At 65.4% G+C, this 19605-nt stretch carries 20 protein-coding genes and 1 pseudogene; 9 read left to right on the top strand and 12 right to left on the bottom strand.

Annotation, left to right across the window (positions count from 1 at the left end; translation table 11 throughout):
• Positions 1-59: 59 nt before the first annotated feature.
• From CHB64_RS12115 to CHB64_RS12105, 3 genes are read right to left on the bottom strand one after another with little or no spacing between them, the layout of a single operon-like run.
• Complete coding sequence (locus CHB64_RS12115) at positions 60-761, bottom strand: hypothetical protein (protein ID WP_089412880.1); 702 nt, start codon at positions 759-761, stop codon at positions 60-62.
• A complete protein-coding gene (locus CHB64_RS12110) occupies positions 758-2074 on the bottom strand; it encodes a hypothetical protein (RefSeq protein ID WP_089412879.1) in 1317 nt (438 codons plus the stop codon). Before CHB64_RS12110 ends, CHB64_RS12115 begins: the two co-directional genes overlap by 4 nt.
• A gap of 19 nt (positions 2075-2093) precedes the next feature.
• Positions 2094-2390 (bottom strand): hypothetical protein, encoded by a 297-nt coding sequence (locus CHB64_RS12105; protein WP_089412878.1) that lies wholly within the window; start codon positions 2388-2390, stop codon positions 2094-2096.
• 199 nt (positions 2391-2589) lie between these two features.
• On the opposite strand from CHB64_RS12105, the gene CHB64_RS12100 reads away from it, so the two are divergent.
• Complete coding sequence (locus tag CHB64_RS12100; RefSeq protein WP_089412877.1) at positions 2590-3669, top strand: strictosidine synthase family protein; 1080 nt, start codon at positions 2590-2592, stop codon at positions 3667-3669.
• A 95-nt stretch (positions 3670-3764) separates the two neighbouring features.
• Here the strand turns inward: CHB64_RS12100 and CHB64_RS12095 are convergent, their stop codons facing one another.
• The gene (locus CHB64_RS12095) at positions 3765-4046 is read right to left on the bottom strand and encodes a hypothetical protein (RefSeq protein ID WP_089412876.1); all 282 of its coding nucleotides are present in this window, start codon (positions 4044-4046) and stop codon (positions 3765-3767) included.
• Positions 4047-4394: 348 nt separating this feature from the next.
• On the opposite strand from CHB64_RS12095, the gene CHB64_RS12090 reads away from it, so the two are divergent.
• Both CHB64_RS12090 and CHB64_RS12085 read left to right on the top strand, forming a co-directional pair.
• Positions 4395-4730 carry a DUF4212 domain-containing protein gene (locus CHB64_RS12090; RefSeq protein WP_183234061.1) on the top strand — a complete coding sequence of 112 codons (336 nt, stop codon included), beginning with the start codon at positions 4395-4397 and terminating at the stop codon, positions 4728-4730.
• A complete protein-coding gene (locus tag CHB64_RS12085) occupies positions 4727-6493 on the top strand; it encodes a sodium:solute symporter family protein (protein WP_089412874.1) in 1767 nt (588 codons plus the stop codon). Before CHB64_RS12090 ends, CHB64_RS12085 begins: the two co-directional genes overlap by 4 nt.
• Before the next feature lie 29 nt (positions 6494-6522).
• Here CHB64_RS12085 and CHB64_RS12080 read toward each other — a convergent pair whose 3' ends face one another.
• The 3 genes from CHB64_RS12080 to CHB64_RS12065 form a co-directional block, all read right to left on the bottom strand.
• Entirely contained in the window at positions 6523-7260 is a 738-nt protein-coding gene (locus CHB64_RS12080) for a creatininase family protein (protein ID WP_089412873.1), read from the bottom strand.
• Positions 7260-9992 (bottom strand): phosphoribosylformylglycinamidine synthase subunit PurL, encoded by a 2733-nt coding sequence (purL, locus tag CHB64_RS15685; RefSeq protein ID WP_159462493.1) that lies wholly within the window; start codon positions 9990-9992, stop codon positions 7260-7262. Before purL ends, CHB64_RS12080 begins: the two co-directional genes overlap by 1 nt.
• A 68-nt stretch (positions 9993-10060) precedes the next feature.
• Positions 10061-10972, bottom strand: coding sequence for an oxygenase MpaB family protein (locus CHB64_RS12065; RefSeq protein WP_200815362.1), 912 nt, complete (start codon positions 10970-10972; stop codon positions 10061-10063).
• 193 nt (positions 10973-11165) lie between these two features.
• On the opposite strand from CHB64_RS12065, the gene CHB64_RS12060 reads away from it, so the two are divergent.
• A complete protein-coding gene (locus CHB64_RS12060) occupies positions 11166-12221 on the top strand; it encodes a methyltransferase domain-containing protein (protein ID WP_089412950.1) in 1056 nt (351 codons plus the stop codon).
• Here CHB64_RS12060 and CHB64_RS12055 read toward each other — a convergent pair.
• Together CHB64_RS12055 and CHB64_RS12050 are read right to left on the bottom strand one after the other, a co-directional pair.
• Entirely contained in the window at positions 12218-12520 is a 303-nt protein-coding gene (locus tag CHB64_RS12055; protein WP_200815361.1) for a hypothetical protein, read from the bottom strand. The two genes, CHB64_RS12060 and CHB64_RS12055, sit on opposite strands and share 4 nt — an antisense overlap.
• A gap of 210 nt (positions 12521-12730) precedes the next feature.
• Positions 12731-13932, bottom strand: a pseudogene (locus CHB64_RS12050) (Xaa-Pro dipeptidase).
• Positions 13933-14125: 193 nt separating this feature from the next.
• On the opposite strand from CHB64_RS12050, the gene CHB64_RS12045 reads away from it, so the two are divergent.
• Positions 14126-14368, top strand: coding sequence for a DUF6364 family protein (locus CHB64_RS12045; RefSeq protein WP_089412870.1), 243 nt, complete (start codon positions 14126-14128; stop codon positions 14366-14368).
• A gap of 3 nt (positions 14369-14371) precedes the next feature.
• The gene (locus CHB64_RS12040) at positions 14372-14788 is read left to right on the top strand and encodes a PIN domain-containing protein (RefSeq protein ID WP_089412869.1); all 417 of its coding nucleotides are present in this window, start codon (positions 14372-14374) and stop codon (positions 14786-14788) included.
• Between the two features lie 57 nt (positions 14789-14845).
• Here CHB64_RS12040 and ettA read toward each other — a convergent pair whose 3' ends face one another.
• Positions 14846-16513, bottom strand: coding sequence for an energy-dependent translational throttle protein EttA (gene ettA, locus CHB64_RS12035; RefSeq protein WP_089412868.1), 1668 nt, complete (start codon positions 16511-16513; stop codon positions 14846-14848).
• Between the two features lie 167 nt (positions 16514-16680).
• Between ettA and CHB64_RS12030 the strand changes: the two genes are divergently transcribed.
• The 3 genes from CHB64_RS12030 to CHB64_RS12020 all read left to right on the top strand — a co-directional run bounded on the left by CHB64_RS12030 (position 16681) and on the right by CHB64_RS12020 (position 18709).
• The gene (locus tag CHB64_RS12030; protein WP_089412867.1) at positions 16681-17208 is read left to right on the top strand and encodes a PH domain-containing protein; all 528 of its coding nucleotides are present in this window, start codon (positions 16681-16683) and stop codon (positions 17206-17208) included.
• A 109-nt stretch (positions 17209-17317) separates the two neighbouring features.
• Complete coding sequence (locus CHB64_RS12025) at positions 17318-17746, top strand: hypothetical protein (RefSeq protein ID WP_089412866.1); 429 nt, start codon at positions 17318-17320, stop codon at positions 17744-17746.
• A 123-nt stretch (positions 17747-17869) separates the two neighbouring features.
• Positions 17870-18709 (top strand): hypothetical protein, encoded by an 840-nt coding sequence (locus tag CHB64_RS12020; RefSeq protein ID WP_089412865.1) that lies wholly within the window; start codon positions 17870-17872, stop codon positions 18707-18709.
• Here the strand turns inward: CHB64_RS12020 and CHB64_RS12015 are convergent.
• Both CHB64_RS12015 and CHB64_RS12010 read right to left on the bottom strand, forming a co-directional pair.
• Positions 18690-19109 (bottom strand): MAPEG family protein, encoded by a 420-nt coding sequence (locus tag CHB64_RS12015; protein ID WP_089412864.1) that lies wholly within the window; start codon positions 19107-19109, stop codon positions 18690-18692. The two genes, CHB64_RS12020 and CHB64_RS12015, sit on opposite strands and share 20 nt — an antisense overlap.
• Positions 19106-19576: a GAF domain-containing protein gene (locus CHB64_RS12010; protein ID WP_089412949.1), complete on the bottom strand. Its 471-nt coding sequence runs from the start codon at positions 19574-19576 to the stop codon at positions 19106-19108. Before CHB64_RS12010 ends, CHB64_RS12015 begins: the two co-directional genes overlap by 4 nt.
• Between the last annotated feature and the right edge of the window lie 29 nt (positions 19577-19605).

Raw genomic sequence — 19605 nt, 5'->3', positions numbered from 1 at the left:
ACTTTTCCCCGCGAACCTCGTCGGGAACAGCAAAGCGCGCAAGAACCCTCTTGCGCGTTTTATTTTTTCGCCGGCTTCGCGCGCCGCCGAGCGCCCATCCAGGCGCTGACGCCGAGCGCGACCGCCCCGCTCAACGCGAGCGACAACACGCCGATCGCCGCCAGCGAAAGCGCGAATGCGCCGCGTCCGTTCGCGCCCAAAAGATGCCAGGCGCGCAGGGTTTCATGGAGTCGGGTCAGGCGATTGCGCCGCGCCACGACCTCGCCGGTGAAGGGCGAGATGAAGAGCTGCGTGTCGAGACCGTCGTCGAACCGCGCGCGCCACAAGGGCGCGGGCAGCCCCGGAAGCGCGGCGGCGGCGTCGATCCGCTCAAGCGTTTCGAGGGCTCCCGGGCCGACATAGTCGCGCGTCGCGACCTGGCGGACCAGATCCTCGGAAAGCGGAGACAACCGCTCGCCGGTGACGGCGTCGAACAGCGCGTCCGCCCCGCTGCCGCGCGCCTGATAGACGACGCGGTCGAGAAAACGCTTGAGGCGCAGTTCTGTCGCGCCGGGCGCCTGGGCGACGATCCCGCCGGGATTGGCGTAGCTGCGGGTTTCAAGTTCCGCCGGAAAACTCGCCTGCGCCCGCGCGAGCCCGCTCACGGAGTCCGCGGGCAGCAGACTCAGCGCCGCGCCGCTTGCAAGCCATATGATCGTCAGCGCGCCGGCCAGAGCGCCGAGTCCCAGCCCGACAGCCTTCAGCGCGGCGGCCCGCTTCATTGCGTCTCTTGCGCAAGATCGGAGGCCGAGAGGGGCGTCGTCAGCAGATGACCGAACGTATCCCACCTGTCGCGGCCTTGCGCGGCGGCGCGCTCAACATAGGCTTCGACAAGATCGCGGCCGAGATTGTAGTTGACGACATAGCCGCGATAGGTCTCGATGAACCGCACGCGCTGTTCGGCCCGCTCGCGACTCGAAAGCTTGTACTTCATCAGCAACGCGACGGCTTCCTCCTTGTCGATGCGCCCGTCGAGATATTCGCGCGCGACGTAATTGTCCGCATGCGATAGTTTACGCCGCAGATTATTGAGTCTGTCGAAAGTCTCGGCTTTCGCGGGATCGAGCCCGGCGAGCGGAAACAGCACGTCCCTTTCGAAGGCGATCTTTTCCTCGCCCGGAAAGGCGAGCTCGATTCCGTAATTCGCCGATCCTTCCGCAATCACGGATTTCGGGCTGAACAGCGGGTAGACGGAATATTCGATCCACCCTTCCCCCTTGAGCAGCTCGCGCTCCATCAACGAACTCCAGGTATGGTGGCCTGGATATCCTTCATGGCAGCCGAGATCGACGGCGCGGTCGATGACGATCGGCAGATCGGTGTTGATCTGGATAAGGCTCTCGTAATCGCCCTGATACCAGTTGTAGCCGCTCCACGGCTTGTCGTTGACGAATTCCAGTCGAAACCGCTCGTTCTCCGGCAGGTCGAAATGCGCGAGCGTGCGCCGCCGGCATTCGGCGATGGCCGCGTCGAACACGGCCTGCATCCGCTCCGGAGGAACGGCGAGCGAATTGCGGAACGCCTCGACCCGCTCATGCAGCGGCGCCTCGCCCGGCAGCAGCGCGTCGATCTCGGCGAGGACGGCGTCAAACGCAGCGAGGTCGTATTGCGGCGCGACGGCGTCGTAAATGAGCCGGGTCTCTTCGTCGAAGGACAACCGCTCCCCTTGCGTCATGCGGATGCGCGCGAGCGCGGCCGTCAGCTGTCGGTCCAGTATGCGAAGACGCGCACTGTCGCCTTCATTGGACGCGAGCGTCTCGAGCCGCGTTTGCAGCCGGCGCGCCTCGGCGGCGAGCTCCTCCAGGGAGCGCTGTTCGGCCGCAGCCGCCTCAGCCCATTCAGGCGGACCGTGATAGGCGTCCACGTAATCCTTGTCGTGCCGGCCAAGGCTGAGCGCCAGCCTGACGAAGCCTTCCGCAACCTCGTCGACCGGGTCGGCCGCCGCCGCAGACGGCGCCTTTTCGCCGCGCTCGCCGTCGCACGCGGCGACCGCGCACGCCGCGACGGCCGCAAAGGCGACGCGCCGTAGATTCATGGGACCTCGCTTGCGCCCGTCAGGCGGGCGTCCCGCTGAAGGTGGAGGAGCCGAACGCGCCCAGCTTCACATTCCCCGCAATATTCCCGCCGTCGAGCTTGCCGTCAAATTCGAGCGTGATCGGCATGGGAGAGGTCACCGCAGCGCTCCACTTGAGGGACTCGCCCTCCACCCGGCCGTTCTGGATCGGGACCGAGCCCATCGCCCCGGACATTTCGCCGTTGAGCGCGTCCCCTTCCTGGCTGAGAGAAAGCACGGCCTGCTGATCGCCCATGGGCGTCTTGATGACGAGATTCCATTTGCCGTTAACGGCCATCCCACTTCTCCCTTTCGATGCGCCTCGCGCGCGTTAAAACCCGCGCCGACCTTAGCGATTGCGCCTGCGCTTGCAAGCGCAGGCGGCAGATGCGCGCCCCTTGCGCCGAGCCCCCGTCTTCCGCAATGCAGCATTCGGGGCCGATTGCGCGGCGCGCGCCGTTCTGAGACCATGCGCGGAGCGGATCGCGGGCCGTTCAATGCGGACAATCATCTGGATCGTCGTCGCGGCGGGCGTCGCGTTGCTCGCCTATTTCATCTCGAACCTCGTCTCGGCATCGGGACTGCTGCTCAACCTCGAGCCCCGGCTGGCGGACCGTTGCACGCGCGTCGACGTTTCTCCGGGCACGGAGGACGTGACCATCGACCCGGAGGCGCAGCTCGCTTACATATCGGCGACCGACAGACGCGCGGCGCGCGCCGGCCGGCCGAAGCGGGGGGCGATTTTCGCGCTCGATCTCGCCGCCGACTACGCCGTCCGCGAGGTCTCGCCGGACTGGCCGGCGGATTTTCAGCCGCACGGAATCAGCCTGTGGCGGGGCGCGGACGGCCGAAAGCGGCTGTTCGTCGTCAATCACCCGGCGTCGGGCGGACATTCCGTTGAGATTTTCAGCGTCGAGCAGGACGGCTCGCTTACGCATCTTGAAACCGTAGCCTTCGAAGCGATGCGTTCGCCCAACGACGTCGCCGCCGTCGGGCCGCGCCAGTTTTACGCCACCAACGACCGCGGCTTCGAAGGCGGACTCATGGGAACGCTCGAAGCCTGGCTCGCGCTTCCGTTTTCCAGCGTCGTTTATTTCGACGGCGAGAACGACGGGATCGTTCGCAAGGGGCTGGCCTACGCCAACGGGATCAACGTCTCCCATGACGGCGATACGGTCTACGTCGCGGAATTTCTCAGGCGCCGCATCAGCGTCTATGACCGCGACCGGAATACGGGCGCGCTATCCCGGCGCGCCGTCGTTCGCCTCGACGCGGGGCCGGATAACATCGAGGTGGCGCGCGACGGGGCGCTGTGGGTCGCCGGCCATCCGAAGGTCTTCGATTTCCTTAAGCACGCGGAAGACCCGAGCGCGATCTCGCCGTCCCATGTCGCGCGGGTCAATCCCGAGACCGGCGACGTCGGCGAGGTTTTCGTCGATCCAAGCGGCGCCATAAACGCATCGAGCGTCGGCGCGGTCTGGGACGACACGCTGATCGTCGGCGCCGTCTTCGACGGGCATGTCATGGTCTGTCCGATGATGGAGATATTCCTTCAGATCTCCCGCGCCGACCGCTGACGTCGCGCGGCGCGCGCGAAAGCTTTCCGCGTCATTCGCAAGAGCGCGGGCCTTGCGATCCATCATCAGACCGCCGTGAAACGGCCCCGGGACTATTACTGCGAAAGATAGCGCGGCAGCTCGCGTTCGAATTCAGGAAAGTATCGCGAGATCACCGTGACGTCGAACCTCCCGAGAATCGATTCCTTGGGCTCGCGATCGAGCAGAAAGCGGAAGGCCGCCTCGATGCAGCGTTCAGGCGTATGGCGCTCGCCAGTCAGCTTTTTCCATGTCTTTTGACCCATCGTCACATGATGGCGGCTCTCGCCGCCTGCTTCGCGGATCGTCGCCTCGAACTCGAACGGGTCGCCGTCGCTGGTTTGCTTGACCTCGATCACGCCAGCCTCCGCTTTTTCAGGCAGTCATTCGCGCCGGTCGTTATAAAGCGCGGCAAGCATGGCGCATTAAGCCGGAGGGGCGACAAGCCGTCAACGCTCGCCGACTGAACGCAGTTTGGCGCCGCCGAGCGAATTCTCGCGCCGCGCAAGAATCTTCCAGCGATACGCGCTTGCCTTCCCCGCCGCCCGCCGGCTTTACATCGCCGCAATCGCCCGCTTATTGACGCGCCGGGGCGGATCGCTTTCATCTGCCAGAAAAAGCCGCTACGGCGGCGATTGGGTCCAGGGGATGGAAACAGTGCCGGCGCAAACCAATCGGGGGCGGGCGCGCCCATGACGAAAGATCAGATGACCGATAAAGACGGCGTTCCGAGCGCGGAGAACCCGCCCGGAACGGCGCCGGCCGGCGCAGTCGGCGCCGAGACGCGACGGATCTATTGGCGCGAGAACATCCGCCTTCTCGGAATGCTTCTGGCGATCTGGTTCGCGGTCTCGTTCGGGGCGGGCATATTATTCGTGGACGTTCTGAACAAGGTCGCGCTCGGCGGCTTTCCGCTCGGCTTCTGGTTCGCGCAACAGGGATCGATCTATGTCTTCGTGGCGTTGATCTTCATCTATTCCGCCCGAATGCGCGCCATCGAACGCCGGCTCGGCCTCGAGCCCCAGAAGGGGGCGAAGCGATGAGCACGACGGCTCTCACCTATCTGTTCGTCGGCCTTTCCTTCGCGCTTTATGTCGGGCTCGCCATCTGGTCGCGCGCCGGCACCACGAAGGAATTCTATGTCGCCGGAGCGGGCGTGCATCCCATAGCGAACGGCATGGCCACCGCCGCGGACTGGATGAGCGCGGCCTCATTCATTTCGATGGCCGGCATCATCGCCTTCGCCGGCTATGACGGATCGGTCTATCTGATGGGCTGGACCGGCGGCTATGTGCTGCTCGCGCTGCTGCTCGCGCCTTACTTGCGCAAGTTCGGGCAGTTCACTGTGCCGGACTTCATCGGCGAGCGGTATTACTCGAAGGCGGCGCGGGTCGTGGCCGTCGTCTGCCTCATTGCAATCTCGTTCACCTATATCGCCGGCCAGATGCGCGGCGTCGGCGTCGTCTTCTCGCACTTCCTCGACATTCCCATCGCTTGGGGCGTCGTCGTCGGCATGGGGATCGTTTTCGTCTATGCGACCCTGGGCGGCATGAAAGGGATCACCTACACCCAGGTCGCGCAGTATTGCGTCTTGATCTTCGCCTATCTGACGCCGGCCGTCTTCATTTCCATGCTGATGACTGGCAATCCCATTCCTCAGCTCGGACTCGGCGCGCCCCTTTCCGACGGATCCGGATTGACGGTGCTCGAAAAGCTCGACGCGACCCTGGTCGATCTCGGTTTCGACGAATATACGACAGGAGCGAAGTCGAGGATCGACGTTTTCGCCATCACGCTCGCGCTGATGGTCGGCACCGCCGGCCTTCCCCACGTCATCGTTCGCTTCTTCACCGTGCCGAAAGTCTCGGACGCGCGCAAATCGGCCGGCTACGCCCTTGTGTTCATCGCCTTGCTTTACACCACCGCGCCGGCGGTCGGGGCCTTCGCGCGCCTCAACTTCATCGAGACGGTCCATGGAGCCGAATACGCCGCGCCGCCCAAGACGGGCGGCGTTCCGTCCTTCTTCAGGACTTTCGAACGGATCGGCCTCATCGCCTGGGTAGACAAGAACGAAGACGGAAAAATTCAGTATGCGGCCGGCCCCGCCATCGAAGGCAGGCCCGTCTTCACCGGCGAGGCCGGCCCCCGCGGGGAGCGTCTGGTCGCCAACCCGCCGACGGCGACGGCGAACGAGGTCGAGGTCGACAGGGACATCATGGTGCTCGCCAATCCGGAGATCGCCGGCCTGCCCGGATGGGTCGTCGCGCTTGTCGCCGCCGGCGGCGTCGCGGCGGCGCTTTCCACGGCGGCGGGCCTTCTGCTCGTCATCTCGTCGTCGATCAGCCACGACCTGTTGAAGAAGACGTTCCTGCCGTCCGTGTCCGAACGGGGCGAACTCGTCGCGGCGCGCGGCGCGGCGATTTTCGCGATCCTCGTCGCCGGCTATCTCGGCGTCAATCCGCCCGGCTTCGTGGCGCAGGTCGTGGCGCTCGCCTTCGGCTTGGCGGCCGCGTCGCTCTTTCCGGCGATCCTGATGGGAATCTTTTTCAAGGACGTGAACCGGGAGGGCGCGATCGCCGGCATGATCGTCGGTCTCGTCTTCACCATCGGCTATATCGCCTATTTCAAGTCGCCCTGGTTCGGCGCGACGAACAGTCCGGAATACTGGCTGTTCGGCATCTCGCCGGAGGGGATCGGCGTCGTCGGAACGGCGCTCAATTTTATCGTCGCGTTCGCCGTGTCGCGCTTCACGACGCCGACGCCCGCGCGCATACGCGCGCTTGTCGACGGCATCAGATCGCCCTGAGGGGCGCGCGGCGGCGAAAGGGGCGCCCGCTACGCGCCGAAGAATTTGCGGACCTCGCCGATGAGCGCGGCCTTTGCGGCGGCGACGATCCTGGCGCCCTTCTCCGGGCTCGCCTGCGCGGGATCGGAGCCGATGCGCCCGTCGGGAAAGCGCGCGCGATAGTCCGCCGCGTCGGCGAAGGAGCCGGTCGGCGCGATCTTCGGGCTCATGTCCGCTGTTTTGACCGCCTGCGGATAGCCGTAATAGGTGACGGACACTTCCGAGGCCGTCGCATGCGCGCCGTCGCCGACCGGAAACAGTTCGCGGCAGACGGCCTGAACGCCCGGCAGATCCCACCAGTTGACGGCCTTGAGGCGATAGGGGCACGCCTCGCCCCGGAGCGACCACGCCGCATAGCTTTCGGAAAACCCTGCCTGAAGGGTCGCGACGTTCCCGCCATGCCCGTTGAGAAAGTAAATGCGCGTGAAGCCGGCGCGGGCGAGCGAGGCGATCCAGTCCTGAAGCGCGGCGATCATGGTCGAGGGGCGCAGGGTGATCGAACCCGGAAAGGCCATGTGATGCTGCGCCATGCCGACATTGAAGGTCGGCGCGACGAGAAAGTCCGCCTCCTCGCCCGCCTCGCGCGCGATGATCTCCGGACACAGAGCGTCCGTTCCCAGAAGACCGTTCGGCCCGTGCTGCTCGGTCGAACCGATGGGCACGACGACGCCCGTCGAACGTTCAAGGTATGCTTCGACTTCGGGCCAGGAAGCGAGATGGAGAAGCACTACTCCGCCGCCTCCGTCTCCAGCGCCAGGGCGTGAAGCTCGCCGCCCATCCTGCCCTTGAGGGCGCGATAGACCAGTTGATGTTGCTGAACGCGATTCTTGCCCCTGAAGGCGGCGGAGACGACGCGCGCGCGGTAATGATCGCCGTCGCCGGCGAGATCCTCGATCTCGACAGTGGCGTCGGGCAAGGCTTCGAGGATCAGCTCCCTGATTTTCTCCGCAGGCATCGGCATGGGTTCATTCTCCTTCGCGGTCTCGCTCCGCATGTAGGCCGGAAGCGGCTTTTCGTGAAGGTCGGCGAGGTCGAAAAGACCGATGGCGTCGTCCTCGTCGAGGCGGATGAACGCGCCGCCGAAGCGCCCGATACGCGACGCCTGCACGCCCGCCATGGCGAGCTTCAGAAGCGCCGTGTCAGTCGCGCCGGGCGCGCAGGCGAGAAGATAACGCCCCTGATCCTCGCCGAACCAGAAGGCGGCGCGGCGCGCCTTGACCGGCGTCTTCAGTTCGAGCCCTTCGCCGGAAGCAAGCGCCATTTCCGCCGCCGCGACGAGAAGCCCGCCGTCGGAAACGTCATGGCAGGCGGTCGCGAGCCCTTCGGCGATCAGCTTGCGCACCGCCTCGCCGTTGCGGCGTTCGGCGGCGAGATCGACCGGCGGCGGGGCGCCGTCCTCGCGCCCGAACAGCTCGCGCATATAGAGCGACTGGCCGAGCCAGCCGCGCGTGACGCCCACCGCGACGAGCTCGTCGCCGGCCTCCGCCCCGCCGACGCGCGCGGCCTTCGTCGCATCTTCGAGGACGCCCACGCCGCCGATCGCCGGCGTCGGCGCAATGGCGACGCCGTTCGTCTCGTTGTAGAGCGAGACGTTGCCCGACACGACCGGATAGCCCAGCGCCTCGCAGGCCTCGGCCATGCCTTCGACGGCGCCGACGAACTGCGCCATGATCTCCGGCCGCTCGGGATTGCCGAAATTGAGGCAGTTGGTGATCGCGAGGGGCGCCGCGCCGGTCGCGCAGATGTTGCGCCAGGTCTCGGCCACGGCCTGTTTTCCGCCCTCGAACGGATCAGCCTTCACATAGCGCGGCGTCACGTCGGTCGTGATCGCAAGCGCCCGGTTCGTTCCATGCACGCGCACCAGCGCCGCGTCGCCGCCCGGCCCGATCACCGTGTCGGCCATGACGGTGTGGTCGTACTGCTCCCATATCCAGCGGCGCGAGCACAGATCGGGCGAGCTCATCAACAGGCCGAGCGCCGTCAGCAGCGAATGCGCGCCAGCCCGGTCCGCGAGATCGACGCTTTCCTCATGGGTTTCGATCTCGGCCGCGGCGATTACGCCGGTCTCGCGCAGGTTTTCCGCCGCATCCTTCAGCGGCGCGAAATCCCCTGCGACGCCGGGCGCGAGCCGGGCGTAAATCTTCGCTTCGCCGCGCGCGAGGGAATAGCCGGCCGCCTCGACGCCGGCGAGGGACGCGACGCGGTCGTCCACTAAGGCCTCGGCGAGCGCGCGCATCTCATCCTCGCTCTTGCCGGGCGCGGACAGGATCGCCAGCGCCTCGCGCACCGTGACCGTCGGGTCCTCGAGAGGCGCAGGCTTTTCGAGCGGCGCGACCGGCCGGTCGTAATTCGGCGCCTCGTCGGCGAGCGGACCGAGCGGAATATCCGCCTCGACGACGCCCTTGTGTTTGACGACCAAGCGCCCTGAATCCGTGGTCACGCCGATGACGGCGAAGGCGAGGCCCCATTTCTCGAAGATCGCGCGGGCTTCCTCCTCCTTGCCGGGCTTGAGGACCATGAGCATGCGCTCCTGGCTTTCGGAGAGCATCATCTCATAGGCGTTCATGCCTTCTTCGCGCTGCGGGACCTTGTCGAGATCGAGCTCGACGCCGCCGCCGCCCTTCGCGGCCATCTCCACCGAGGACGAGGTGAGGCCCGCCGCGCCCATGTCCTGAATGGCGATGATGGCGTCGGAAGCCATGAGCTCGAGACACGCTTCGAGGAGGAGTTTTTCCGTGAACGGATCGCCGACCTGAACGGTGGGGCGGCGTTCTTCGGAGCCCTCGCCGAACTCCGCCGAGGCCATGGTCGCGCCGTGGATGCCGTCGCGCCCCGTTTTCGAGCCGACATAGACGACCGGATTGCCGGCGCCGCGCGCGGCCGAATAAAAGATGCGGTGCTTCTCGGCAATCCCCACCGTCATGGCGTTGACGAGAATGTTGTTGTCATAGCCGGAATGGAAATTCGTCTCGCCGCCGACCGTCGGCACGCCCATGCAGTTGCCGTAGCCGCCGATGCCGGCGACCACGCCGGCGACGAGATGGCGCGTCTTCGGGTGATCCCATGAACCGAAACGCAGCGCGTTCATGTTGGCCACGGGCCGCGCGCCCATGGTGAAGACGTCGCGCATGATGCCGCCCACGCCGGTGGCCGCGCCCTGATAGGGCTCGATATAGGAGGGGTGGTTGTGGCTCTCCATCTTGAAGACGGCCGCCAGCCCCTCGCCGATATCGATGACGCCGGCGTTTTCGCCCGGCCCCTGGATCACCCAGGGGGCCGCCGTCGGCAGCTTTTTCAGATGCCGGCGCGAGGATTTGTAGGAGCAGTGCTCCGACCACATGACGGAGAAGACGCCGAGCTCCAGAAGGTTCGGCTCGCGCCCGAGCGCGGCCCGGATGCGGTCGTATTCTTCCTGGCTGAGGCCGTGCTCGGCGACGATTTCCGGCGTGATGGCGGTCATGGGGAAAGCCCGTTGAGATGCGGCAGGCGCCTCCATAAGGCCGTTGCGGCGCGCGCGCAAATCCTGCGCTAACAGGGTCGATAGAGATAATCCTCGGGCAGGCCGAGCCGGCGGCAGGCCTGCGCCGCCGGCGCCGATCTGAGGACGATGCGGTCGGCGCGCCGTCCCATCCGGCGCACGACGCGGGCCTCGAACGGGCGCAGGCCGTAACGCCGGCCCAGGCCGAGGATCGCCCGCACCTCCGGCGGCGTGATGTCCACAGCCGCGCGTACGAAGGAATGCTGCGACAATTGCAGCGGCTGCGGCAGCGCCGGCGCTTTCTTCATGATCTGCAAAAATTCGAACACGATGCCGGACGGCTCGAGGCGCGGCAGCATTCGGGCGAACAGCGCCTTCTGCTCGTCGAGACTGGCGGGCGCGCCGGCCGCCCCGTAGAGCGCCGCCGACGCCTGGCTTTCGGCGTAATAACGGTTGCGATCCGCATCCGTGAGGGGACTCACATAGGCCGAATAGGCTTCGAGAAAGCCGTAGCTCGCGGTCGCCTGCACCCAGCGCAAAAGCTCGGGATCGGTCGCCGAATAGGGCTCGCCCGAGGGCGTCGCCCCGGCGACGCGCGCATGGCGGCGGTTGACGCCCTCGATCATCTGTTCGGCGACGCTGCGCGCGCCATAGACGGTGACCATCGCCGCGAGCCCCGTGCGCTTGAGCCGCGTCACCGGATCCTGCCGGAAGGTCGAATGATCCCACACGCCCGAGCGCACGCGCGGCTCGGCGAATTCGAGAAGGACCGCCGCGACCCCGCCGATGAACAGCGACACGGGATTCTTGAACACGCGCCAGGAGACGGAGTCGGGACCGACCAGCGCCGGCTCGCCTTTGGGCTCGGAAAAATCCACCCTGAGCCCGCCCCCGTCGAGAAAGGCTTTCGCCGCGCTGTCGAGACGCGCCTCGATCGGTCCTGCCAGCGGAGTGTCAAACACGGAAAACCGCATCGCCACGCCCCACGTCCCGCGCCCCCTTTCGCCCATCCTAGCCCGGATTGAAGCGAAAGTCGGGCCGCGCGGCCGTCTCACGCCGGATCACATTGGCGATAAGGCGCCGGCAAGCCCGTTGCGCCGGGGCTAGCGATTGCGACAGAAGAAGCGTGGAGAGTTCGGAGTGGAAGGGCGCGGCATGAACATCCGGCAGAACGTCCAGGAATATTACGGCGAAAGATTGCAGACCTCCGCCGATCTGCGTACCGACGCCTGCTGCACGCTCGAGGCCGCGCCGGCCTGGCTGCGCGAGGCGCTGCGCGACGTCCATCCGGAGGTGAAGGCGCGCTATTACGGCTGCGGGCTGATCGCGCCGCTCGCGCTGGAGGGCCGCCGCGTGCTCGACCTCGGCTGCGGCGCCGGGCAGGACGTCTATGTGCTCTCGCGCCTCGTCGGCGGGAACGGATCGGTCGTCGGCGTCGACATGACCCCGGCGCAACTCGCCGTCGCGCGCGCGCATGAGGACTGGCACGCCGAGCGATACGGCTATGCCAAGCCGAATGTGACGTTCCTGGAGGGAGACATCGAACGGCTCAGCGAACTTGGTCTTGAAGAGGCGAGTTTCGACGTCATCGTCTCCAATTGCGTCGTCAATCTCTGCACGGACAAACGCGCGGTTTTCGCCGCCGCGCACGCGCTGCTGAAGCCGGGCGGAGAATTCTATTTCTCCGACGTCTACGCCGACCGCCGCCTGCCGGCGAGCCTGCGCGAGGACCCGATCGCCCACGGGGAATGCCTCGCCGGCGCGCTTTACTGGAACGATTTTCTCCAGATGGCGAAAGCGGCGGGGTTCCCCGATCCGCGGCTGGTTTCAGACCGTCCGCTCGCCATCGGCGACGCGGCGCTCGCCGAAAGGGTCGCGCCCGCGCGATTTTATTCGGCGACCTATCGCCTGTTCCGCATCGAGGAGCTTGAGCCGGCCTGCGAGGATTACGGCCAGGCGGTCGTCTACAAGGGCGGCCTGCCGCACGCCGAGCAGGTCTTCGCCCTTGACAGCCATCACGTCATCGAGAAGGGCCGCATCTTTCCGGTCTGCGGCAACACGTTCCGGATGCTGCGCGAGTCCCGCTTCGCCCCCTGGTTCGACTTCATCGGCGACTGGTCGACCCATTATGGGATCTTTCCGGGGTGCGGCGCGTCCCTGCCCTTCGGCCGGACCGATGCGGAAGCTGCGACCAGCGGGGCGTGCTGTTAAGTCTTGCGCCCTTCGCGCTTGCCGATCAAAGCATAGTATTCTTCACGAGCATCTTCGTCGATAGCAACCGGACCACTGCCGGCCCAATGCCTGTCCGACTGATCTTTCTTGGGCCCGGACACCCAGTAATACTCGCCAGTGTCGATATCATAGTAATTTCCGCCGTATAGGCCGCCTCCCTTCACGGCTTGAAGCTGCTTGTCGTGAAAATATATTCGCCGCCCTGACTTGGAGAATCTAACGCGCGCGATCCACGCGGGACCGTTATCGGCGTATCCCGATTTAAGCTCGACATACATTATGCGCCGCTTGGACATCAAGCGGCGCTTCCTTTTTCCGGATGCGGCTTGATTCCCTCGCCGATTCGGTTCACGCGAAGTCGTAGTTTTTCTGACGATTCAGCCAGAACTGCGACGTCGTTATGAAATAGGTGGTAAACTGCAGCGCCGTGTCGATCGATGCTGCGGTCTCTTCTTTCTGTGTGCGCTCGACGTATGCGCGTGCGTCGCTTAGGGGACCGGCGTTCCATCTCGTTTGTATACGACGCCCTCTTTCATCACGAAATCGACGTTCTCAAGAACCGAGATGTCCGCCAGCGGATCGCCTTCGACGGCGACGATGTCGGCGGCGTAGCCCGGCGCGATGCGCCCGAGCTTGTCGCCCTGCCCGAGCGCCTCGGCCGCAAGCGTCGTCGCCGCTTCTATCGCCTGATCGGCGTCATGCCGAAGCGGACCATGCGCGAGAACTGCTTCGCGTTGTCGCCATGCGGATAGACCCCGCTGTCGGAGCCGAAGACGACTTTGGCGCCGGCCCTCACCGCCTTCGTGAAGCTTTCGCGCTGGATCGTTCCGACCTCGCGCTCCTTGTCGAGCGATTCCTGGAGCACGCCCTTCTTTTCGCCTTCGGCGAGGGTGTATTCGGTGTTGTAGATGTCCATCGACAGATAGACGCCCTGACGCCTGGCCATGCGGATCGCCTCGTCGTCGAGGAAGCTCGCATGTTCGATGGTGTCGACGCCGGCGCGCAGCGCGTTCTTGATTCCCTCATTGCCGTGAGCGTGGGCGGCGACCTTGAGGCCGCGGGCGTGGGCCTCTTCGACGATCGCGGTCAGCTCCTCGACGGTCCCCTGCGCGGCGCCCAGGCTCGTGCCCTTGGAGAAGACCCCGCCGGTCGAGCAGGTCTTGATGAGATCGACGCCGTATTTGATGTTGGCGCGGACTTTCGCGCGCATCTCCCACGGGCCTGTGGCGACGTTCGCGCCGTAATCCTCATATTCCGGCGGCAGAAGGTTGTTGTCCGAGCAGTGCCCGCCGATGATGCCGACAGGCGGGCCGGAAACGAACATGCGCGGACCGGGCACGGTTCCCGCCGCTATGGCGTCGCGCAGGGCTACGTCCGCATAGTCGTCCGCCCCCACATTGCGCACGGTCGTGAAGCCCGCCAGCAGCGTCGCGCGCGCATTGGCGACGCCGTGAATGGTGTGGTGATGCTTCGAGAAGGCGAGCGCGTTATAGCCCCCGACGGAGGCGTCGCCGACGAGATGCGCGTGCATGTCGATGAAGCCCGGCAGGATGGTCTTGCCGGAAAGATCGATGAGTTCGGCGCCTTCCGGGCGGGCTAAGCTCGCCTGCTCGCCCACGGCGACGATCGCGCCGTCCTCGATGATGACGGCGGGCGCGGCGACGACGCGCCCCGAAGCCGGGTCGATCATGGAGTCGGCGACGAGATAGGCAGGCGCGGCGAATGCCGGCGCGGCGCAGGCGGCGGCGAAAAACAAAGCGGCTGCGAGCGGTTCTCTCACGGATGGGCCCTTTCCGATGCGGTTCTGCTGATCTCCCGCGATACGCGGCGCGCGTCAATCGCGGCGGCTTGACCGGCGACAGGCCCGCACATACTGTGCGATCATGCGCAACATCACAGTAACTGTGGATGATGAGACCTACAAGCTGGCGCGGCTGAAAGCAGCCGAACGCGACACTTCCGTCTCGGCCCTGGTGCGCGAATTTCTGAAGTCCCTCGCCTTTGAAGAAAGCGAGTTCGAGCGCCTCGAACGACTGGAGCAAGAGATACGCAAGCGAATCCGCGGGATCAGCACCGACGACCTCTCGTCTCGCGAGGAGCTCTACGATCGCGCCGGAGATCGCTGACGGGTGCCCGTCTTCCTGGACACTAACGTCCTTGTCTACTCGATCAGCCTGACGCCCGGCGACAGGAAAAAGCGCGCGCGAGCCGAAACGCTCCTTCGCCGCGCTGATTGTGTCCTCTCCGTCCAGGTCCTTCAGGAATTCTATGTTCAGGCGACCCGTGCGACGAAGGCCAGCCGCCTAACCCATGATGAAGCCTGCGCCTTGATTGCAGTCTGGCGCAGATTTCAGGTCGTCGAGAACTCGCTCGCGCTTCTTGAGGCCGCGCTCGCGATCAAGAGCGCGCGCGGCTTTTCCCTATGGGACTGCCTGGTTCTCGCTGCGGCGCGGCATGCGAAATGCAAAACGCTCTACACGGAAGACCTGTCGCATGGTCAGGTCGTGGACGGCGTAGAGATCGTCAATCCGTTCCGCGAGCCTTAGGGTCAAAACACCATTATCGCGCTGGTCGCGGGATAATCGAGTTTTTACCCTGGCCCTTCAGCGCGTCAGCGGCTTGTACTTGATCCGGTGCGGAATGTCGGCGTCGGGGCCAAGCCGGCGCTTCTTGTCCTCCATATAGTCGGCGAAATTGCCCTCGAACCACTCGACATGGCTGTCGCCTTCGAAGGCGAGGATGTGCGTGGCGATGCGGTCGAGGAACCAGCGGTCGTGGCTGATGATGACCGCGCAGCCGGGAAAATCCTCCAGCGCGCCTTCGAGCTCGCGCAGGGTGTCGACGTCGAGGTCGTTGGTCGGCTCGTCGAGAAGGAGAAGATTGGCGCCCTCCTTGAGCATCTTGGCCAGATGCACGCGGTTGCGCTCCCCGCCCGAGAGATTCCCGACCTTTTTCTGCTGGTCGCCGCCCTTGAAGTTGAACCAGCCGACATAGGCGCGGCTCGGGACCTCGCGCTTGCCGAGCTGGACGACGTCGAGTCCGCCGGAGATTTCCTCCCAGACGGTCTTGTCGGGATCGAGGCTGTCGCGGCTCTGGTCGACATAGCCCATTTTGACGGTCTCGCCGATGCGCAGCGCGCCGGCGTCCGGCTTCTCCTGGCCGGTCAGCATGCGGAACAGCGTCGTCTTGCCGGCGCCGTTCGGGCCGATCACGCCGACGATGCCGCCCGGCGGCAGCTTGAAGCTGAGCCCGTCGATCAGCAGCTTGTCGCCGTACCCCTTTCTGAGGTTCTCCGCCTCGATCACCACGCCGCCCAGGCGCGGACCCGCCGGGATCTGGATCTGCGCCTGGCCGACTTCTTCGCGGCCGGCGCGGGCGAGCAGCTCCTCATAGGCGTTGATGCGCGCCTTCGACTTGGCCTGACGCGCCCGCGGGCTTGCGCGAATCCATTCGACCTCGCGATCGAGGGTCTTCTTACGGTTGGCTTCCTCGCGCTCTTCCTGTTCGAGGCGCTTCCTCTTCTGTTCGAGCCAGGAGGAATAGTTGCCCTGATACGGAATGCCCCGGCCGCGATCGAGCTCGAGAATCCAGCCCGTCACATTGTCGAGGAAATAGCGGTCGTGGGTGACCAGCACGACCGCGCCGGGATAATCGCGCAAATGATGCTCCAGCCAGGCGACCGATTCCGCGTCGAGATGGTTGGTCGGCTCGTCGAGCAGCAGAAGGTCCGGCTTCGACAGCAGCAAACGGGCGAGCGCGACGCGTCGCTTCTCGCCGCCGGAGAGATTGTCAACCGGCCAGTCGCCCGGCGGGCAGCGCAGCGCGTCCATCGCCATCTCGACTTTGGAGTCGAGGTCCCAGGCGTCAAGAGCGTCGATCTCCTCCTGCAGCTTCGACATCTTCTCCATCAGCGCGTCGGAATAGTCCTCCCCGAGCTTCATGGAGACGTCGTTGAACGCGTCGAGCTTGGCCTTGATGTCGCCGACCCCTTCCATGACGTTCTCGAAAACGGTCTTGGAATCGTTGAGCTGCGGCTCCTGGGGCAGATAGCCGACTTTCGCGCCGTCGGCGGCGTAGGCCTCGCCCGAGAACTCCTTGTCCACGCCGGCCATGATGCGCAGCAGCGTCGACTTGCCCGCTCCGTTCACGCCGACGACGCCGATCTTGGCGTCTGGAAAGAACTGCAAGTTAATGTTTTCCAAGACCTTTTTCCCGCCTGCATAGGACTTGGTCAGGTCGTGCATGAAGTAGATGTACTGGTATTTCGCCATGGCGGGTGCGCGGGCTCCTCAAGCGGGCTATGGTTCGAACGGGAGAAAACAGCCGCGCGTCTTATCGCGACGCGGGCGTCGTTTCAACGCGGCGGGGCTTCGCCGCGGCGGCGCCTGCCGGTATATAGGGCTGTCGCGGGGCGAAACGAGCAGCGGGCGGGGTGTCGATGGCGGGGTATGTCGAAAGCACGCTGGCGGGGGGCGAGGAGATCGTCTACCGGGCGCATTTCAACTGGACTTACAGCTTCTTTCCCATTCTGTGGTTCGCGATCGGCTCGGCCCCGCTGGCGATGTACGTCTATCTGCAGTATTTCGCCGAAATACCGGCGACGAGGTTGACTTTCGGCTGGTGGGCCGCCTGGATCGGCTTCGCCTGCGGCGCGCTGATCCTGCTCAGCCATCTCATCATGCTGTGGACGACGGAGTTCGTGGTGACGAGCTATCGCTTCGTCTACAAGCGCGGCTGGATCAAGCGCGACACGCAGGAGGTGAGCCTCAACAAGATCGAGGAAATCACCCTGCACCAGTCGATCCTGGGACGGATTTTCGGCTACGGCAAGCTTGTCCTGCGCGGCACCGGCGTCGGCGTGATCGAGCTTCCCGACCTCGACAACCCGGTCACCGTGCGTCGCCATATCGAAAACGCCAAGACGGCTCTGCGCCGGAGCAACAGCGGCGACCGCGACGACGATTGATCGCCGGTTTCGCTCCGTTCGCCGCATGGTCGTTGAACGCCCCGCCCCTGGCGGGAATCAGGTCCGTCCGGAATGCTCATGTTCACAAGCGGGAGGATCGAACATGCGAATGCTGGCGGCCCTTGTTTTCGCGGCGGGCGTCGCGCTCGCGCCGTCAGACGGCGCCGCCGGCGATGACGCCTCTGCGCCGCGCATTCGGCTGGCGCCCGGCGAAGGCGGATTCTGGCGGGTCGAATATGAATTGGCGAGCCCGGCGACGCGAATGGGCTTCGTGCGGATTCCGAACGACTGGCGCGCGCGCCATTGGAAGCCTGCCGACGAGGCATTGGAGATCGCGCACGTCGACGGGGAGAGCTTCGTGCGGCGCAAGGACGGCGCCGCGTTCCGGCGCGCCGCCTTCGACGTTCCGGCCCGCTATCGTCATTTGCCGAAAGATTACGCGCCGTTCTCGCCGTTCAGCGACGGCGGACTGCTCATTCACACGGGACAGTTCCACGCCTGCCCCGGCGCCGCGCCGTGCCCTGAAATCGATTCCTAGCCGATCGCGCTCGTCCCGCCCGCGGGCGAACGGGCGATCGTCTCGGGGCGGATTCATGAGGGCGAAACCACGTTCGCAAGCAGGGGCGACGGCCGGAACGTCTATGTCGGCGACGCCGATCCGATGGAGACGGACCATTTCATCGCCGTCGTCGACTCCGGCTTTCCCGCAGAAGCCCGCGAGGCCCTCGACGCCCTGCTGCCGCTCCTGACGGACCTGTTCGCCGAACGCCTCGGCGCGCTGGCGCGAAAGCCGATGCTGTTCGCCTCGCTCGACCCCGATCCGCCGCCCGGCAGCGGGTTCAGCCATCAGGGCGGAACGCTGCCGGATCAGATCTTCATTCATCTCTACGGGGAGAAATGGGCGGAAAGCGCGGCCGAAGCCCTCAACGACCTGCTTCCGTGGTTTTTCGCCCACGAAGCCGCGCACCTGTTCCAGCAGGAGGGATTGGCCGGCGTCTTCAACACCGATCAGGCGTGGATCCATGAAGGCGGCGCCGAAGCGCTCGCTGCCCTCGCGCTCGTCGAGCTCGGCGCGGTCGAGCCAGGATATGTCAAGGATCGAATCCGGTCTGCATTCGACGCCTGCGCGGCGGGCCTGACGGCCCTTGAAGGCGAGCCGCTCAATGCTTCGGCGCGAGCAGGAGCGTTCGGAAATTACTACGCCTGCGGTCTTTTGATTCACCTCGCCATCGACGCGGAAACCAGGCGCGCCGGCGACGGCGCGAGCGATCTTTTCGATGTCTGGACCGCTTATCGCGAGCGGCTGAAAAGCGGCGCGCCGGCGAACCAGGAGACTTTTCTCTCCGTAGCCCGAGAAACGGGCGCGCCGTTCGCGGCGGCGTTCGCCGAGTCGCTGGCGACGACGCCGCAGCCCGACCCCGCCGCCTTCCTTCGCGCCGGTCTCGGCGGCGCAGGATACGTCCTCGACCGGCGCGAGAAGCTCAGGCCCCCAACGCCCTGACGGCGAGCGCGATCCAGAACGCGATCAGGAGGAGGAACCCGGCCAGGAATATGAAAAAGCGGGGCATGATGACGTTCTTGCCCGTGTGAATGACGGCGTGAACGACGCGGGTCGCCACGAAGGCCCAGGCGAGCGCGACGAGCGTCCAGCTCGCCGCGCCGAGGACGAAGGCGAAGAGCGCCCCGGCGTAGAACAGAACCGGCAGTTCGAACTGGCTGATGACCGCGTTCGAGACCTGCCGGGCCTTCGTCGGCCAGGCGGCCTGATCGTAGGCCATCTCCGGGCGCAGCTCCGCCTTGGGAACCGAAAACCGCGCACGAACCAACGCAAGATACAGAACCGCGGTCAGCGCGATCTGCGCCAGAACCGCGCTGAAGAGCCAAAGCTCCGCATTCGTCATGACGCCGCTCCTTTCAGTATGCGTTCGAGGCCGGTCTTGTCCGCCTCATCAAACATCGCTTTGCGGTCGCTGTCGACGTCGAAAACGGCGATGAGGCGGCCCTGCCGGTCGAACGTCGGAACAACGATCTCGGATTGCGAGCGCGCGTCGCAGGCGATATGGCCGGGAAATTCGTGCACGTCCCCGACGATCACCGTCTCGCGCCGGGCGGCCGCCGTTCCGCACACGCCCTTGCCGAACGGAATGCGCAGGCAGCCCAGCGCGCCCTGATAGGGACCGATGACGAGATCGTCAGGCTTTTCCGGGTCGACCAGATAAAAGCCGGTCCACAAGTAATGGTCGAACGCGTGATGAAGGATGGTCGCGATCGTCGCCATGCGCGCGACGAGATTGGTCTCGCCTTCCAGAACGGCGGCGATTTCTTTTTCGGCCTCGGCGTAGCGGGCGGTTTTTTCAGGCTGGTTCATCATATGAAGATCATGCAGGGTCACACAGC

The sequence above is a fragment of the Amphiplicatus metriothermophilus genome (assembly GCF_900199215.1).
GTDB lineage: Bacteria > Pseudomonadota > Alphaproteobacteria > Caulobacterales > Parvularculaceae > Amphiplicatus > Amphiplicatus metriothermophilus.
The sequence above is the reverse complement of the archived record's forward strand: the minus strand, read 5'-3'. Positions and strand labels throughout refer to the sequence as shown.

Bases quoted from the DNA above. Each gene is read 5' to 3' on its own strand.
- ettA (WP_089412868.1), bottom strand. From the start codon at position 16,513: ATGGCGAAATACCAGTACATCTACTTCATGCACGACCTGACCAAGTCC.
- CHB64_RS12030 (WP_089412867.1), top strand. From the start codon at position 16,681: ATGGCGGGGTATGTCGAAAGCACGCTGGCGGGGGGCGAGGAGATCGTC.
- CHB64_RS12015 (WP_089412864.1), bottom strand. From the start codon at position 19,109: ATGACGAATGCGGAGCTTTGGCTCTTCAGCGCGGTTCTGGCGCAGATC.
- CHB64_RS12025 (WP_089412866.1), top strand. From the start codon at position 17,318: ATGCTGGCGGCCCTTGTTTTCGCGGCGGGCGTCGCGCTCGCGCCGTCA.
- CHB64_RS12105 (WP_089412878.1), bottom strand. From the start codon at position 2,390: ATGGCCGTTAACGGCAAATGGAATCTCGTCATCAAGACGCCCATGGGC.
- CHB64_RS12045 (WP_089412870.1), top strand. From the start codon at position 14,126: ATGCGCAACATCACAGTAACTGTGGATGATGAGACCTACAAGCTGGCG.
- purL (WP_159462493.1), bottom strand. From the start codon at position 9,992: ATGACCGCCATCACGCCGGAAATCGTCGCCGAGCACGGCCTCAGCCAG.
- CHB64_RS12085 (WP_089412874.1), top strand. From the start codon at position 4,727: ATGAGCACGACGGCTCTCACCTATCTGTTCGTCGGCCTTTCCTTCGCG.
- CHB64_RS12090 (WP_183234061.1), top strand. From the start codon at position 4,395: ATGACCGATAAAGACGGCGTTCCGAGCGCGGAGAACCCGCCCGGAACG.
- CHB64_RS12010 (WP_089412949.1), bottom strand. From the start codon at position 19,576: ATGAACCAGCCTGAAAAAACCGCCCGCTACGCCGAGGCCGAAAAAGAA.
- CHB64_RS12060 (WP_089412950.1), top strand. From the start codon at position 11,166: ATGAACATCCGGCAGAACGTCCAGGAATATTACGGCGAAAGATTGCAG.
- CHB64_RS12100 (WP_089412877.1), top strand. From the start codon at position 2,590: ATGCGGACAATCATCTGGATCGTCGTCGCGGCGGGCGTCGCGTTGCTC.
- CHB64_RS12115 (WP_089412880.1), bottom strand. From the start codon at position 761: ATGAAGCGGGCCGCCGCGCTGAAGGCTGTCGGGCTGGGACTCGGCGCT.
- CHB64_RS12110 (WP_089412879.1), bottom strand. From the start codon at position 2,074: ATGAATCTACGGCGCGTCGCCTTTGCGGCCGTCGCGGCGTGCGCGGTC.
- CHB64_RS12020 (WP_089412865.1), top strand. From the start codon at position 17,870: ATGGAGACGGACCATTTCATCGCCGTCGTCGACTCCGGCTTTCCCGCA.
- CHB64_RS12055 (WP_200815361.1), bottom strand. From the start codon at position 12,520: ATGTATGTCGAGCTTAAATCGGGATACGCCGATAACGGTCCCGCGTGG.